This window comes from Erythrobacter donghaensis (assembly GCF_002155425.1).
Taxonomy (GTDB): Bacteria; Pseudomonadota; Alphaproteobacteria; order Sphingomonadales; family Sphingomonadaceae; genus Erythrobacter; species Erythrobacter donghaensis.
The window spans coordinates 367790-383598 of the sequence record NZ_MUYG01000011.1; the positions used below are offsets into that span (position 1 = coordinate 367790).

A 15809-nucleotide genomic window follows, 5' to 3' on the forward strand; every position below is an offset into this window, starting at 1 on the left:
TCCGTTCCCCTGACGCCTCACCCCGCCGCCGGGCGGAAGAAGGCGTTGATCGTCAGCCGCCCCGCGCGCGGATCGGCGCTGAGGGGGGCTGCGTTGTCGATGACCCCGCTGTGGAGGATATTGCCGCGGTAGAACACCGCGCTGTTGAAGGTGCCGGGCACCACATGGGTGCGCTCGAAATGCGGAGTACCGTCGGTGGTGTAGGCGGCCGGCGGCAGGCCGGTGCGCGCGACATCGGCCTGCAAGGCGGCGGCGTAGCGCGGGAAATCTGTCTGGGTCAGCGCCTCCAGCCCGGTCGAGCGGTGGCGGAAGAAGGCCGTCCCACCCGCTTGTCTGGCATCGGGCCCGCCGGGGTGGAGGTAGAGCATCATCGCGACCTGGGTGGGATCGGTGCCATCGACATGCGGCAGGCGCTGGATCGGGGCGAGTTCTGCGGGCGGGGTGGTGACGAGCGAATACCACGCCTGCATCTCCCACGCCCGGCCATAGGGGCCGAACCATTGATCGAGCAGCGGCGCAAGCTTGGTCAGCCACGCCGCACAGACCGCCGGATCGAGCGCGGCGCGCACCCCCGGATATTGCGGCGTGATTTTTGCAAAATTTTGCAAACAGGCCTGCGAAATCACCGCTTCGGGAGATTCGAGCATCCCGTCGATGGTCACAAGCCTATGATTGGCTGATGAAAAATGATCGACCCGCGGATTTGCGAGCGCAATGCCCCAGTCCTGCGCGGGCGCGACGGGGCGCGAGATGGGGCTGATCGTCATGCGCCGGAGCCTATCAAATCCCGGTGAACACTCCAAGGCAGATGGATAAAATACTGGAATATCTGGAGAATTGACCAAGTCTGAGGCTGCGGAAGATGTCCCGTGATCCGCAATGCCGCTCGCGCCTCGATGTTGCAGTGCGGCATGAGGCAGCGGCGCGGAAAACTGTGTCAATCGGGCAACAATTGCGCTGGAAGATCGGTCTGGCGGCCCCGATTGCCTCACGAGGTATCAATCTAACCAATTGAAAGAGAATGCGTAGATGCTCTGCAAACGATGACATGGCAGTTCTGTGAATTGGCGATTTACGCGCCGCTCGCAATCCGCTATGAAAAAAACTGCAAAAGCGCATGGTCAACAGCGCTTGCGGGAGGGGACTTCTGATGAAAAAGAACGGGATCAATGTGAGCGCGCGCCTGCTGTGCGGGGCCGCAACCTTTATGGCGCTGGCGGTGACGGGCGCGCCGGTCATGGCGCAGGACGCCGAAGAGCCGGATACGGTCGCCGAAGAAGAGACCGAAAACGCCATCATCGTCACCGGCATCCGCCAGTCGATCCAGTCCTCGCTCGATGCCAAGCGCAACGCGACCTCGATCGTCGAAGTGATCACCGCTGAAGACCTCGGCCTGCTGCCCGACCTCTCGATCGCCGATACGCTCGCGCGTCTGCCCGGCGTCACCGCCCAGCGCGTGCGCGGTCGTTCGCAGCAGGTCTCGATCCGCGGCCTCGGCCCGGACTTCAGCCTCGCGCTGCTCAATGGCCGCGAAGTGGTCTCGGCGGGTAACAACCGCGGGATCGAATTCGACCAGTTCCCGTCCGAACTCATCGGCACCGGCATTGTCTACAAGACCGGCGACGCCCAGCTTGCCGCCATCGGCATCGCCGGCGCGGTCGACCTTCGCACCGTCAAGCCGCTCGATTCGAACAAGCGCCAGATCACCGTGTCGGGCACCTACACGATCAACGATCAGGGCTCGCTCAACCCCGATTTCGGCGCGGACGGCTATCGCTTCTTTGCCAGCTACATCGATCAGAACGCCGATGGCACCATCGGCTGGTCGCTGGGTGCGACCACGCAGTCGATCCCGACCCAGATCATCCAGCGCGAGCTGAAGACCAACAACGGCCAGGTTGCCCGCACCGCTGGCGGCGTGATCTTCCCGCGCGACAATCCGCGTCAGGGCTCGCAAAGCCGCGAGTTCAAGCGCACCTCGGTCGCCGGCAGCCTGCAGTTCGAGCCGAGCGACAGCTTCTCGCTGACTCTCGACACGTTCTATACCAAGACCGACGACAGCGGCATCTTCCGCGGCACCGAAACCCCGATTGCATCGTGGAGCTTCGACGGCGGCGCGCAGGTCGACAACGTCACCGGATCGGGCCCCTTCGCGGAAAGTGCGACCTATTCGAACGTCTATCCGATCCTGCGCACCGACACCGAAGGCGCCGAATCGGAGATCTTCGCGATCGGCGGCAACATGGAGTGGAAGGCGACCGACAACCTCGGCTTCGTGGTGGATTATGGCTATTCGACGCTGAACCGCGACGATGTGGATTACGAATCCTACGCTGGAACGGGGCCCAACGGCACCGGCCCTGCCGACCGCCTGACCTTCAATTTCGCGCCTGACGGCCAGTACACCATCGACAGCCAGCTCGATTACACCGATCCGGGCAACCTGCTGCTGATCGATCCGGGCGGCTGGGGCCAGGTCGGCTTCCTGCGCGTGCCGGAAACCAATGACGAGCTGCATCAGCTGCGCGCCGAAACCTATTGGGAGTTCGACGGCGGCTTCATCGACCGGATCGTCGCCGGCTGGCTCTACACCGATCGCTCGAAGGATTTCGACAACAACGGCATCTTCCTGCGCGCGGGCCGCGGCTTCACCAACGGCCCGGGCGGAAACAGAGCCCCGATCCCCGGCGACACCATCATCGGCCAGAGCAATTCCAAGGGCATCGGGCTCGATATCCTCGCCTATGATCCGTCCTCGCTGCTGACCGACGGCACCTATGTGCAGCAGGCCGCGACCGACGACACCGAATGGCTGGTCGAGGAGAAGATCCACAACTTCTACATCCAGGCCAATATCGATGGCGACATCGGCTCGGTGCCGGTGCGCGGCAACATCGGCCTGCGCTATGTCGACACCAAGCAGTCCTCGACCGGTACGCTGACCGGCGGCGCGATCAACGACGTCAGCTTCAGCTACGACAACTGGCTGCCGAGCATGAACCTCAGCTTCGAGATGATGCCGGATACCTTCATCCGCGTCGCCTTCGCGCAGACGATCACCCGCGCGCGGCTCGATCAGCTGGCGGCGAACCAGAACCTGACGGTCAACAACAATGTCTGTCAGGACACCAACGGCGACCAGTTGGTTGACAGGGTGCTGCCCGGTACCTTCGATCCGCCGTCGAACGTCTGCTTCAATCTCGGCGGGGGCAATCCGTTCCTGCAGCCTTACCGGTCGACGTCTTACGACATCTCCTTCGAGAAGTATTTCTCGCCCGGCACAGCGATCATCGTTGCCGCGTTCCACAAGGATCTGTCTGACTGGGTGGTCAATCTCAACGAGACCTTCGATCTCAGCCAGCAGATCGTCAATTCAGGTGCGGGTGGGATTCTGCAGACCAACCCCGAAGTGGCGCTCGGCAACTTCAACGGCCCGGTCAACTTCTCGGACGGCAAGATCACCGGGATCGAAGGCACGGTGCGTCTGAACTTCGGCGACTTCAGCAATGCGCTGGATGGCTTCGGCGGGTTCTACTCGATCACCTATTCGGATGCCGAGATCACCCCTCCGGGCACTCAGCCGATCGCGATCCCGGGCTATTCGGATCTCACCTGGTCGGGCGACATCTTCTACGAAAAGAGCGGTTTCCGCGCCAAGCTCGCCGCACGTCACCGCGGTGCCTTCCTCTCGGAAGTGCCGAACTTCTCGGGCGGGCTCGAAGGGGCGCAGGCGCAGAGCGAAACCATCCTCGACGCGCAGATCGGCTACACTTTCGAAAAGGAAGGCAGCTTCCTCAACGGGGTGCAGATCCTCGCCGAAGTGTTCAACCTTACCGACGAGCCCTTCGTGACCGAGAATGCGCTGCGCAACGCTGCGAACACGGAAACCATCGGGTTCTTCCCGAGCCGTCACGAACTTTACGGGCGCACCTTCCAGTTCACGCTGCGCAAGGCATTCTGACGGATAGAGCCCTTGGGTCGCATTGAGGGTTGCAGGAAGGGCTCGCCGGGAACGGCGGGCCCTTTCGGTTTTCGGTGCAGGCCGGGCAAGAGCATCGCGCGGGCCGGGCAAGAGCGTTGTCAGATCATTGTGCACCCGTTGCCGGTGCGTGGTGCGCAGATGTTCACGAAATGTTTCACGTGAAACATTGCGCCTGTCTTAGCAGGCGATAATCAGCCCGCGAGCGGCGGGGCGGCGCAGTGGCGGGCGATGAAATCGCCGTGGCTCGGCATGGCGGCGACCGCCTCGCCCATCGCTTCGCGGATTTGCGCCATGCGCTCGGCCACAGGAACGCCCTCGCGCATATGGGCGAGCGCGGGCGCGCGCTCCGGCACAATACCCTGACCGAGATAGACCGCGATCCAGCTGGGGTTGGCGAACAGCTCCTGCGGCTCGGCCACCAGCGTTCCGTGGGCGCGGAAATGGTCGATCTTGTATTGCAGGCTGTCCGGGATCGGCATGGCGGCGGTGTAGCGCCACAGCTCGGAATCGTCCCGCTCGCTCGCCTTGTAGTGCAGGATCAGGAAGTCGCGGATCAGCTCGTATTCGCGCGCGGTCTGGGCGTTGTATTCTCGCACCAGCAGCGGCGACATGGTGCTGTCCGGCAGCAGCGCGATGAGCCTGAGGATCGCATATTGGATGAGGTGGAGGCTGGTCGATTCCAGCGGCTCCATGAACCCGGCGGAAAGCCCGATGGCGACGCAATTGCGCTTCCAGAACTCGCGCCGTTTGCCGGTGACGAAACGCAGCGGGCGCGGGTCGGCGAGGGCCTTGCCGTCCAGATTGGAAAGGAGGGTCGCGGCGGCCTCGTCCTCGGAGATGAACTCGCTGCAATGGACATAGCCGTTGCCGGTGCGGTGCTGGAGCGGGATGCGCCACTGCCACCCGGCTTCGCGCGCGGTGGAGCGGGTGTATGGGGTGAAGTCGCCCTTCTCGCAAGGCACGGCCACGGCCCGGTCGCAGGGGAGCCAATGCTGCCAGTTGTCGTATCCTGCTTGGAGCGCTTCCTCGATCAAGAGGCCGCGGAAGCCCGAGCAGTCGATGAAGAGCTCGCCCTCGATCCGCGTCCCGCTGTCGAGCGTCACGGCTTCGATGAACCCGTCCTCACCGCGCAGGGCAACATCGACGACCTTGCCCTCGATCCGCGTCACGCCTCGCGCCTCGGCGAAGCGCCTGAGGTAGGCGGCGTAGAGCCCCGCGTCGAAGTGGTAGGCATAGTCGAAGGTCGACTGGATCATCCGCCGGTCGGGCGAAGGGTGGGCGAACTTGCCCGCCTTCGCCATCGCCCAGCACATCGCGAAGTCGTCGATCGGGCCCTCGACGCGCCCCGCCAGATGCTCGCGCATCCAGTGGTGGTAGAAGGGCACTTGGTCGAACTCGGCGCCATGCTGGCCGAAGGGGTGGAAGTAGCTGTGGCCGAGCCTACCCCAGTCGACGAATTCGATCCCGAGCTTGTAGCTCCCTTGAGTCTCGCGCACAAAGGTCGCCTCGTCGATGCCGAGCCGCTGGTTGAAATTGCGGATGGGCGGGATGGTCGCTTCTCCCACCCCGACCGTGCCGATCGCCTCGCTCTCGATCAGCGTGATCGCGCAGGCCCCGCCCACCGCGTGCGAGAGCGCCGCCGCCGTCATCCACCCGGCCGAGCCGCCACCGACGATGACGATGGACTTCAGCGGGGCAGGCGCGCTGGTCATCCGCCGCAGCTTTCGCGGATCAGCAGGCTGGTCTCGAGCCGCTGGGAGATCGCCGGGCCATCGCCCTTGTCGATCAGCTTGGACACCAACATCCGGCCCGCCAGATTGGCGTCCTGATCGATCGTGGTGAGCTGCGGCGTGACGAGCCGCGCGGCGGGGATGTTGTCGTATCCGACCACCGAGACATCCTCCGGCACCTGCATCCCCGAACGGGTCAGCGCCCGGATCGCGCCGATCGCGATAAGGTCGCTGGCGGCGAACACCGCGTCAAAGCGCAAGCCCCGCGCAATCGCGCTGCGCACGGCGGCCTCGCCCGAATGGACCTCGAAATGGGCGGGCACGATCAGCTCGTCATCGAAGGCGATCCCGGCCTGATCGAGCGCCTGCCGGTAGCCGCGAAAGCGCTGTTCGGCCTCGGGCGCTTCGGTGTCGCCAAGGAACAGGATGCGCCGCCGCCCGAGCCGCGCGAGGTGGGCCGTGGCCCGGCGGCCGCCTGCGAGGTTGTCCGATCCGATCACGCAATATTGCGCATCCGGAAACTCCGCCCCCCACACCACGAAGCGGTTGTCGCGTGCGGCGAGCGCGTTGAACTCGTGGTGGAGTGAGGACTGGCCGATGAAGATCACCCCCGTCGCGCGGCTGGTGCTCATCGCGTAGTCGAGATCGCCCCCGGCGCGCGGGCTAAGGTGGCTGATGATAAGGTCGGCGTTCCGCTCGCGCGCGGCTTCGGCGATCCCGGCCAGCAGCTCGAGGAAGAAGGGGTCGGAAACCCGGCTGTCGCGCGCCTGCGGGGCGGGGACGACCACCGCGAGCGTGGCGTCCGCACCGATCGGGCCGCTCGGCATCGAGGCGCGGAACTCGTAATCATGCGCGCGGGCGATCTGCCAGATCTGCTGCTTGGTGCGCCGCTTGACCGAGGGGCTATCGTTCAGTGCGCGGCTGACGGTCGAGATCGACACCCCCGCCTCGCGCGCGATATCCTCGAGCGTGGCGCTGCGCCGGGCGGCAAGGGTAGGGTTGTCGGCCATTCGTCCTCAGCTGGATGCGATCTTTGCCCAATAGCCGCTGCCGGGCCTGAGGTCTTCGGGAATCGCGCCGCTGCCCACATGGTTTTCGGTCGCGATCAGCTGCGCGACCCCGCCGCCTGCGGGCGGGCTCCAGCGCAGTGGGGTCTCACCCAGGTTGAAGACGCACAGCACGCTGCCGCCTTCCGTGTGGCGGCGGAAGGCGAGAATGTCCTCGGGGCTGTCGAGCAATTCGATATCGCCATGCACCAGCGCCGGGTGCGTCCGCCGCGCGCTCAGCAGCGCGCGCGCATAGCCGAGGGTCGAGGCCGGGTCGGCGGCCTGCGCATCGACCGCAAAGCCGCTATGCGCCGGATCGAGCTTCAGCCAGGTGCGGTTGGCGGTCGAGAAGCCCGCCTGCGGAGCGTTCGCCGCCCAGGGCATCGGGGTGCGCGCGCCATCGCGGCCCAGCGTGTGCGGCCAGTTGGCGATGGCTTCGGGGTCTTGCAGATCCTCGAAGGCGACATGGCCTTGCGGCAGGCCCAGCTCCTCGCCCTGATAGATGATCGGATTGCCGCGCAAGGCCAGCAGCAGCAGCAGATTGAGGCGCGCCATGCGGCCCATGTCGCCATCCAGCGTCCAGCGGGTGATCGCGCGCGGGGCATCGTGGTTCGAGAATGCCCAGCTCGGCCAGCCTTCGCCGGGTTCACCGCTCCACTGCGACAGGCTCGCGCGCACCAGCGGCGCGGTGAGGCGCGGGGCGTAGAGGAAATCGAAGTTGTAGGCGCTGTCGAGCCGCTTGCCGCCCTCGGTAAAGGCCTTCATCTCGGCCAGCGGCTCAGGCCCGCCGACTTCGGCGACAGTGAAGCGGCCCGGAAACTCGTCGATCGTGGCACGGATGCGCTCGAGAAAGCCGGTGATGTCGGGGTGCGACTGGTTGTACTGCTTCACCTGCATGTCGAACGGGCGCGTCACCAGCGCCATCGGCGTGCCCGACGGCGGATTGTCGCGCAGTTCGGGATCATGCATCGAGAAGTTCAGTGCATCGAGCCGGAAGCCGTCCACACCGCGCCCCAGCCAGAACCGCGCGACATTGAGCAGCGCATCCTGCACCTCGATATTGTGGACGTTGAGGTCGGGCTGCGAGGTCAGGAAGTTGTGCAGGTAATACTGCTTCCTCGGCCCGTCCCACTGCCACGCCGAGCCGCCGAAGACCGACTGCCAGTTCGATGGCGGCGAGCCATCGGGCTTGGGATCGGCCCAGACATACCAGTCGGCCTTGGGGTTGGTCCGATCCGCGCGGCTTTCGCGGAACCACGCGTGCTCGTCAGACGTGTGCGAATAGACCTGATCGATGATGACCTTGAGGCCGAGCGTGTGGGCCCGCTGAATGATCCGGTCGAAGTCGGCGAAACTGCCGAAGCTGGGGTCGATCCCGCAATAATCGGCCACATCATAGCCGAAATCCTTCATCGGCGAGGTGAAGAAGGGGCTGATCCAGATGCCGTCCACGCCGAGGTCGGCGATGTAGTCGAGCCTCTCGGCAATGCCCGCAAGGTCGCCTATCCCGTCGCCATTGGTGTCGCGGAAAGAACGCGGATAGATCTGGTAGATGACCGCGCCGCGCCACCACGCCAGCGGGGCGTCGGTGGCAACGGCCGTGTCGGCAAGAGCGGTTGCCATTAGTCGTCGGTCTCCAGAAGGCAGGCGGCAAAGCCGAAGGCGGGCAGAGTGATCGTGATCGCGCCCGGCGCGGCAAGGCTGGCGGGGCAGGGGCCGGTGAGCGGGGCGATGCCCCGCGCCCGGTAACTGACCTCGACGGCCTGCGTAAGGGGCTTTTCGCCGGTGTTGAACACCGCCAGCACGCGTTGTCCGGTTTCGGGATCGTGGCGCTCGACCGCGAGCAGGCCGGGGGCGGCTTCCTCGAAGGCGCGCACGGTGCTGAGGCCCCGGCGCAGCGCCGGGCTGGCGGTGCGCGCGGCGGCAAGCTCGCCGATCAGCCGGTAGAGCGGGTGGGCGGTGTCGAAATTGCTCTGCGCGGTCGTGGCGGTGGTGCCGACAAGGCGATTGTCGTTGTAGACCGCCACCTTGCTTGCGAACATATCCTCGCGCGCCAGCTGGTCGTTGCCGTCGGAAATGAAGCCCTGCTCGTCCCCGTAATAGACCGTCGGCACACCGCGCAGCAGGAACATCATCGCGTGCCCCAGCCTGACGCGGGCGAGCAGCGTGGCGGGGTCGTCCGATCCGCTCATTTCGCGCACGAACATCGAAAAGCGGCCGAAGTCGTGGTTGCCGAGGAAGGTCGGCAGGCCCAGCGCGGTGCTCGCGCCGCCGGGATAGATCGCGTCCTGCTGAAGGAATTCCGCCATCAGCCGCGGCGGCGACTTGCCGCTCGCGACCATCTGCGCCGCCTTGGCGAAGCCCATGTCGAGCGCATAGGGCAGCTTGCTCTCGGCCATCACCTGCGCGGCGAGCGTCGCGGTGGGTTCCTCAAAGGCGATCTCGCCAAAGATGTGGAAGTGGTCGATCCCCTTGGCCTCGGCGCGGGTCAGCATGGCGGGGACGAAGGCCTGCCAGAACTCGGGGTTCACGTGCTTGGCGGTGTCGATGCGAAAGCCGTCGATGCCGTAATCGTCGATCCACTGGCCGAAGATGTCGATCATCCCGGCAACGACGCGCGGGTTTTCGGTCGCGAGATCGTCGAGCCCCGAGAAATCGCCATAGACCGAGCTTTCGCCGATCCAGTGCGAATTGCCGCGGTTGTGATAGAGCGCGGTGTCATTGAGCCACGCGGGCACCTTCACGTTCTTCTCGGCCTCGGAGACCGTCGGGGTATAGGCGAAGGTCGGGTCGGTCAGCCTAGCCCAGTTGGCGGGATCGGGGTTGTCGTCGCCTGCGAACCCTTCGTTGATCCGCGCGCCGTCGACACCGCCGCGCGTCGAGAAGGGGTATTCGCCCTTGCTGCGATAGCGGTAGCCGTTTGCCAGCCCTTCGGCATAGTCGATCACGTCGGCGGTGTGGTTGGTGATGATGTCCATATAGACCTTCATCCCGCGCGCATGAGCGGCATCGACGAAGGCCTTGAATTCGGCATTGGTGCCGAAATGCGGGTCGACCTGCGTGAAATCGGTCACCCAATAGCCGTGATAGCCCGCGCTTTCCTCGCCCGGACGGCCCTGCACCGGCTTGTTCTTGAAGATCGGCGCGAACCAGATCGCGGTGACGCCCATGCCCTGAATGTAGTCGAGCTTCGCCGTCAGCCCCTTTAGGTCGCCGCCGTGATAGAAGCCCTTGTGGGTGGGATCGAAGCCGTGCTGGAACGGCCCGCCCTTCAGTCCGCCGCGATCATTGGCGGTGTCGCCATTGGCGAATCGGTCGGGCAGAACGAAATAGATGATCTCGTCCTCGAGCTGGCGCTCTGCAATCGGTGCGGCTGACGGCGCGGGCGCTGCCCCTGCCTCGGCGGCCACCGGCCCCCCTGCCAATGCGGTGCCGGCGCATAGCGCAGCCGCAAGGCTCACGAAGATTCGCGTCATGACCCTACTCCCTCCGGCTATGTTTGTGACACCTTGGAAGGGATTTTGCAAATCTTTGTGAAACGCCGGTGCGAGGCTAAAATGCAAGAGCAATAGACGCAAAACATTAGAGAAACGGCAGATCAATCACGCTGTCATACAATTTTTCCGGCGATTTTCGGAAAGTTTCTTGCAAAATTTTGCAAGCCGTCCAGACTGTGCGGTGGCAGCGCGCAATCTAGCTTCGGACGGTCGATCCGGGATATTGTGCCGGGCCGGGAGAGGGATGATAGCGACAATGAGCCACAGCGGCCACAAGCCAGCGTTGAGCGCCGGCCAGATCTGGAACATGAGCTTCGGGTTCCTCGGAATCCAGATCGGATTCGAGCTGCAGAACGGCAATGTCAGCCGCATTTTCCAGACATTGGGCGCCGATGTCGGCAGCCTCGCGATCCTGTGGATCGCCGCGCCGATGACGGGGCTGATCGTCCAGCCGATCATCGGCCACCTCTCGGACAAGACCTGGAGCCCGCGGCTCGGCCGCCGCCGCCCCTATTTCCTAGTCGGCGCGCTACTGGCAAGCCTTGCGCTGTTCGTGATGCCCAATGCCCCCGCGTTGTGGGTCGCGGCGGGGATGCTGTGGATCATGGACGCCTCGCTCAACATCACCATGGAGCCGTTCCGCGCCTTCGTCGGCGACAATCTGCCCGATTCCCAGCGGACGAAGGGCTATGCGATGCAGAGCTTCTTCATCGGGACCGGCGCGGTGGTGGCGGGCGCGCTGCCGTGGGTGATGACCAACTGGCTGGGCCTCAGCAATGTCGCGCCCGAGGGGCAGATCCCCGAAACCGTGCGCTGGGCCTTCTATATCGGCGGGGCGGCGCTGCTGGCGGCGGTATGCTGGACGGTGTTCAGCACCAAGGAATACTCGCCCGAGGATCTCGCTCGGTTCGAAGCGGCGAGCGGGCGCGCGGTGGGCGCGGGCCATGTGCCGGTGCTCCGCTCCGCCGCGCAGTTCGCCAGTGGCGGCGTGATATGGATCATCGCCGGAGCCATCGTCGCCGCGCTGGTCGCGCTGGCGCGGGGAGAGGGGCGTCCGGCCTTCCTCGGAGAAATCGAGGTCGCGCAGGAGCTTTACGTGCTCGCCGCGCTGATCGCCGGGTTCGGCGTGATCCAGCTGGTCGCGGCGTCATTTCGCCAGCAAGGTCGGAACGGGAGCGGCTTCATGGAGGTCGTCAGCGATCTCTTCGCCATGCCCAAGACCATGCGCCAGCTGGCGGTCGTTCAGTTCTTCAGCTGGTTCGCGATGTTCGCGCTGTGGATTTACGGCACACCGGGGGTGACCGCGTTCCACTTCGGCGCGAGCGATGCGGCCAGCGCCGCCTATCAGGACGGGGCGGACTGGTGGAGCCTGATGGGATCGGTGCGCAACGGCCTTGCCGCCGCCGCCGCGCTGGGCTTCGTCATGATCGCCGCCAAGATCGACCGCTGCCGCCTGCACGCGATCAACCTGATGCTGGGCGCGGCGGGCTTTGCCGCGATGCTGCTGGTGCGCGATCCGGCGCTCTTGTGGATTCCGCAGATCGGCATGGGCATCGCTTGGGCCTCGATCGTGGCGCTGCCCTATGCGATCCTCGCTGGCTGCGTCCCTGCGGAAAAGATGGGCATTTACATGGGGGTGTTCAACATCTTCATCGTCGTGCCGCAATTGCTGGCGGCGACGCTGCTGGGGTTCTTCGTCACCAACCTGTTCGGCGGCGCGGCGATCTATGCCTTCGTGATCGGCGCGGTCAGCATGGTGCTGGCGGCGGCGGCGACTCTGCTGGTGAAGGATGGCGAGGCGAAGGGCGCCCCGGTGCTGCGGGCGGGAGAGGCGTGATGCGGCTGGCGATTGCTCTTCTGGCGGGCGCGCTTGCGGCCACACCGGCGTTCGCTCAACCGGATTACACCCCGCGCGACATGGTCGAGGTTGCCAATGCGCCGTGGACGGCGGATGCGGTGATCTACCAGCTCAATACCCGGCAGTTCACCGCCGAGGGCACCTTCGCTGCCGCGCAGTCACAGCTGCCGCGCCTTGCCACGATGGGTGTCGACATCATCTGGCTGATGCCGATCCACCCGATCGGCGAGGCGAACCGCAAGGGCACGCTCGGCAGCCCCTACGCCGTGCGCGATTACCGCGCGGTCAATCCCGAATTTGGCACCGAAGCCGACTTCCGCGCCTTCGTCGATGAAGCGCACCGGTTGGGGCTGAAGGTGATCCTCGACTGGGTCGCCAACCATTCGGCCTACGACAACCCGCTGACCGTGAGCCATCCCGAGTGGTACACCCGCACACCCGAAGGCGCGCTGATGAGCCCAGCGGGGACCGACTGGTCCGACGTTGCCGATTTCGACTATTCGCAACCCGGCCTCAGGCTCTACATGACCGAGAGCCTCGTCTACTGGGTGCGCGAATTCGGCATCGACGGGTTCCGCTGCGATGTCGCGGGCTATGTCCCGACCGATTTCTGGGAGACCGCCCGCGGGCAGCTCGATGCGGTGAAGCCTGTCTTCCTGCTCGCCGAATGGGAGCAGCGCGATCTCCACCACCGCGCCTTCGATGCGACCTATGGCTGGGGCTGGAAGGAGGCGATGCAGCGCCTCGTCAAGGACGGCAGTGGTGCAGGAGCGATGCGCGGCTACTATGCCGGGCAGTCCGAAACCTGGCCGCATGCCGCGATGCGGATGGTCTATACCGAGAACCACGACCAGAACTCGTGGGACGGGGTGGCGAGCGAGATCTACGGCGATGCTTACGAGGCGGCGATCGCGCTCAGCTTCGTTGGCAGCGGCCTGCCGCTGATCTACAACGGGCAGGAAGCCGACAACGACCGCCAGCTTGAGTTCTTCGAGCGTGATCCGATCGTCTGGCGGCAGGGCCGGCACGCGGCCCTGTTCGAAAAGCTGATCGCTCTCAAGACCGAGGCGCGCGCGCTCCACAATGGCCGCTTCGGCGCAGCCATGGTGGAAGTGCCCACCAGCGCCACCGCCGATGTCTTCGCCTTCACCCGCGGCGATGCGGGCGAGCGGGTCTTCGCGGTCTTCAACCTCAGCCCGCGCGCGCAGAGCATCAGTTTCGAACACGCCCGCCACAGCGGCACCTATGCCGACGCGCTGAGCGGCGAGAGCGCGGCCTTCACCGGAGGCGAGACGCTTGACCTCGCGCCGTGGGGCTTCCGGATTTTCAAACAGACCAAGTGAGGCGTCCGAACGGGCGCAGGAGAGGACGCATGACGACACACTGGAAACCGCTGATCGCGCTGGCCGCCATCGCCTGGGCCGCCGCTCCGGCCCATGCCGAAAGCCTGACGCTGGCCTCGCCCGACGGGAAGATAACCGTCACCGTCAGCGACGATGGCGGGCAGGCGACCTACGCTGTCAGCTACGAGGGCAAGCAGGTCATCGCCCTCTCGAAACTCGGGATGCTGTTCGCAGAGCACCACGGCTTCGAGCGCGGTCTCGCCATCGCCGGATCGGCAACCGCCTCGCAGGACACCAACTGGGAGCAGCCCTGGGGCGAGCGCCGCGTGGTGCGCGACCAGCACAACGAACTCGCGGTCACTTTCAAGCCCGCCGATGGCCCCGACCGGCAGATGACCGTCCGCTTCCGCGCCTTCGACACCGGCGTCAGCTTCCGCTACGAGGTGCCCGAACAGGCCGCCTTGCAGGGCGACCTCAACCTCACCGAGGAGCTCACCCAGTTCGGCGTCGGCGAGCAGACCACCATGTGGTACACCCCCTCCGACGAGTTCAACCGCTACGAATACCTCACCCGCACCGCGCCCGCTGGCAAGGTTGACGATGCGCACACGCCCGCAACCTTCAAGAATGCCGACGGCATCTATTTCAGCATCCACGAAGCCGCGCTCGTCGATTACGCCGCCATGTCGCTCGACCAGCTGCGCCCGGGCAATTTCGAATCCAAGTTGCGCGGCTGGAGCGGCGGGCCCAAGGTCAAGACCAGGGCAGGCTTCACCTCCCCCTGGCGCACCATTCAGGTCGCGCCCGATGCCGTGGGCCTGATCAATTCCGACATCATCCTCAACCTCAACGAACCCAACAAGCTGGGCGATGTCTCCTGGGTGGAGCCGGGCAAATATGTCGGCATCTGGTGGGCGATGCATATCCGCGACCGCAGCTGGGGCCGTGACCAGATCCACGGCGCGACCACCGAAGAGACCAAGCGCTACATCGACTTCGCCGCCAAGCACGGCTTTGCGGGCGTGCTGGTGGAAGGCTGGAACATCGGCTGGGACGGCGACTGGTACAACAACGGCGACCTGTTCGACTTCACAAAAGCCATGCCCGATTACGATATCGAGGAACTGGGCCGTTATGCCCTGTCCAAGGGCGTTCGGATCATCGGCCACCACGAAACCTCGGCCAATATCACCAACTATGAAAACCAGCTCGGCGCGGCGATGGACCTGATGCAGAAGGTCGGCGTGCGGCAGGTCAAGACCGGCTATGTCGCCGACGCGGGCGACGCGGTGCGTATCGACGAGAACGGTGTCCGCCATTACGAATGGCACGACAGCCAGTTCATGGTGCGCCACCATCTCAAGGTCGTGCAGGAGGCCGCCAAGCGGCAGATTTCGATCAATGCGCATGAGCCGGTCAAGGACACGGGCCTCCGCCGCACCTACCCCAACTGGATCGCCCGTGAAGGCGCGCGGGGGATGGAATACAACGCCTGGGGCACGCCCCCCAACCCGCCCGAGCACGAGGCGATGCTGGCCTTCACCCGGATGCTCTCCGGCCCGATGGACTTCACCCCCGGCATCTTCGACCTCAAACCCAACGAGCGCCCGCCCTTGCGTGAAAACATGCAGCGCGGCGACCCGTCGAACCGGCCGGAGACGACGCTGGCCAAGCAGCTGGCGCTCTACGTGGTGCTCTATTCGCCGATCCAGATGGCCGCCGACCTGCCCGAGAATTACGAAGCGCGCCCCGATGCCTTTCAGTTCATCAAGGATGTCGAGACCGACTGGGAGGAGTCGATCGCGCTCGCCGGAGAGATCGGCGATTATGTCGCGATCGCGCGGCAGGGGCGCAAGTCGAAGGAATGGTTCCTCGGCGCGGTGAGCGACGAGGAGGCGCGCGACCTGTCGCTGCCGCTGAGCTTCCTTGAAAAGGGCAAGAAATACCGCGCCCAGATCTACCGCGACGGGCCGGATGCTGACTGGAAGACCAACCCCTATGCGATGGTGATCGAGGAGAAGGTCGTGACCGGCGGCGATTTGTTCGCCGTGCGGATGGCGCCCGGCGGCGGATTTGCGGTGCGGTTCATCCCGGTGGGGTGACGCACGCCGCGCCCTTAAGCGTTACAAAGCGGACACCGTGTCCGCTTTGTGTGTTCGCGAATTTCTGCATTGTTTCAAATACCTGTATCCAATTCCGATAAGCGGACGGACACGGGAGCGGGGGCTTGTCTGGCCGGTGGCGGTCGTGTGACCACCCTGATAGCGATGGGAAAGAGCGGGGGTGATGGTAGCCGCTGACAGGTGTGTAGGAAATGTCAGCAATCGCTGGCTGCGGGCCAAAACCTGCCGTT

Annotated in this window: 9 protein-coding genes; 4 read left to right on the forward strand and 5 right to left on the reverse strand. The window is 65.1% G+C overall.

Annotated features, from left to right (window positions below):
- Window positions 1-17: 17 nt before the first annotated feature.
- Window positions 18-767: a DUF6445 family protein gene (locus tag BZF59_RS13365; protein WP_245806156.1), complete on the reverse strand. Its 750-nt coding sequence runs from the start codon at window positions 765-767 to the stop codon at window positions 18-20.
- 383 nt (window positions 768-1150) lie between these two features.
- Here BZF59_RS13365 and BZF59_RS13370 point away from each other — a divergent pair, with 383 nt between their 5' ends.
- The gene (locus BZF59_RS13370) at window positions 1151-3961 is read left to right on the forward strand and encodes a TonB-dependent receptor (RefSeq protein ID WP_245806157.1); all 2811 of its coding nucleotides are present in this window, start codon (window positions 1151-1153) and stop codon (window positions 3959-3961) included.
- A 212-nt stretch (window positions 3962-4173) separates the two neighbouring features.
- Here the strand turns inward: BZF59_RS13370 and BZF59_RS13375 are convergent, their stop codons facing one another.
- From BZF59_RS13375 to BZF59_RS13390, 4 genes are read right to left on the reverse strand one after another with little or no spacing between them, the layout of a single operon-like run.
- Window positions 4174-5694 (reverse strand): tryptophan halogenase family protein, encoded by a 1521-nt coding sequence (locus tag BZF59_RS13375; protein WP_086608744.1) that lies wholly within the window; start codon window positions 5692-5694, stop codon window positions 4174-4176.
- On the reverse strand, window positions 5691-6722 hold the full coding sequence (locus BZF59_RS13380; protein WP_086608745.1) for a LacI family DNA-binding transcriptional regulator: 1032 nt from the start codon (window positions 6720-6722) through the stop codon (window positions 5691-5693). Before BZF59_RS13380 ends, BZF59_RS13375 begins: the two co-directional genes overlap by 4 nt.
- A gap of 6 nt (window positions 6723-6728) precedes the next feature.
- A complete protein-coding gene (locus BZF59_RS13385; protein ID WP_086608746.1) occupies window positions 6729-8381 on the reverse strand; it encodes an alpha-amylase family glycosyl hydrolase in 1653 nt (550 codons plus the stop codon).
- Window positions 8381-10234, reverse strand: coding sequence for an alpha-amylase family glycosyl hydrolase (locus BZF59_RS13390; protein ID WP_086608747.1), 1854 nt, complete (start codon window positions 10232-10234; stop codon window positions 8381-8383). The genes BZF59_RS13385 and BZF59_RS13390 overlap by 1 nt, the downstream gene beginning before the upstream one ends.
- A 277-nt stretch (window positions 10235-10511) precedes the next feature.
- Between BZF59_RS13390 and BZF59_RS13395 the strand changes: the two genes are divergently transcribed.
- From BZF59_RS13395 to BZF59_RS13405, 3 genes are read left to right on the forward strand one after another with little or no spacing between them, the layout of a single operon-like run.
- Window positions 10512-12092, forward strand: a complete 1581-nt coding sequence (locus tag BZF59_RS13395; protein WP_086608748.1) for an MFS transporter — start codon at window positions 10512-10514, stop codon at window positions 12090-12092.
- Entirely contained in the window at window positions 12092-13456 is a 1365-nt protein-coding gene (locus BZF59_RS13400) for an alpha-amylase family glycosyl hydrolase (RefSeq protein ID WP_086608749.1), read from the forward strand. Before BZF59_RS13395 ends, BZF59_RS13400 begins: the two co-directional genes overlap by 1 nt.
- 29 nt (window positions 13457-13485) lie before the next feature.
- Window positions 13486-15558, forward strand: coding sequence for a glycoside hydrolase family 97 protein (locus tag BZF59_RS13405; RefSeq protein WP_086608750.1), 2073 nt, complete (start codon window positions 13486-13488; stop codon window positions 15556-15558).
- Window positions 15559-15809 lie beyond the last annotated feature (251 nt).

Bases quoted from the DNA above. Each gene is read 5' to 3' on its own strand.
- BZF59_RS13405 (WP_086608750.1), top strand. From the start codon at position 13,486: ATGACGACACACTGGAAACCGCTGATCGCGCTGGCCGCCATCGCCTGG.
- BZF59_RS13370 (WP_245806157.1), top strand. From the start codon at position 1,151: ATGAAAAAGAACGGGATCAATGTGAGCGCGCGCCTGCTGTGCGGGGCC.
- BZF59_RS13365 (WP_245806156.1), bottom strand. From the start codon at position 767: ATGACGATCAGCCCCATCTCGCGCCCCGTCGCGCCCGCGCAGGACTGG.
- BZF59_RS13380 (WP_086608745.1), bottom strand. From the start codon at position 6,722: ATGGCCGACAACCCTACCCTTGCCGCCCGGCGCAGCGCCACGCTCGAG.
- BZF59_RS13390 (WP_086608747.1), bottom strand. From the start codon at position 10,234: ATGACGCGAATCTTCGTGAGCCTTGCGGCTGCGCTATGCGCCGGCACC.
- BZF59_RS13400 (WP_086608749.1), top strand. From the start codon at position 12,092: ATGCGGCTGGCGATTGCTCTTCTGGCGGGCGCGCTTGCGGCCACACCG.
- BZF59_RS13395 (WP_086608748.1), top strand. From the start codon at position 10,512: ATGAGCCACAGCGGCCACAAGCCAGCGTTGAGCGCCGGCCAGATCTGG.
- BZF59_RS13385 (WP_086608746.1), bottom strand. From the start codon at position 8,381: ATGGCAACCGCTCTTGCCGACACGGCCGTTGCCACCGACGCCCCGCTG.
- BZF59_RS13375 (WP_086608744.1), bottom strand. From the start codon at position 5,694: ATGACCAGCGCGCCTGCCCCGCTGAAGTCCATCGTCATCGTCGGTGGC.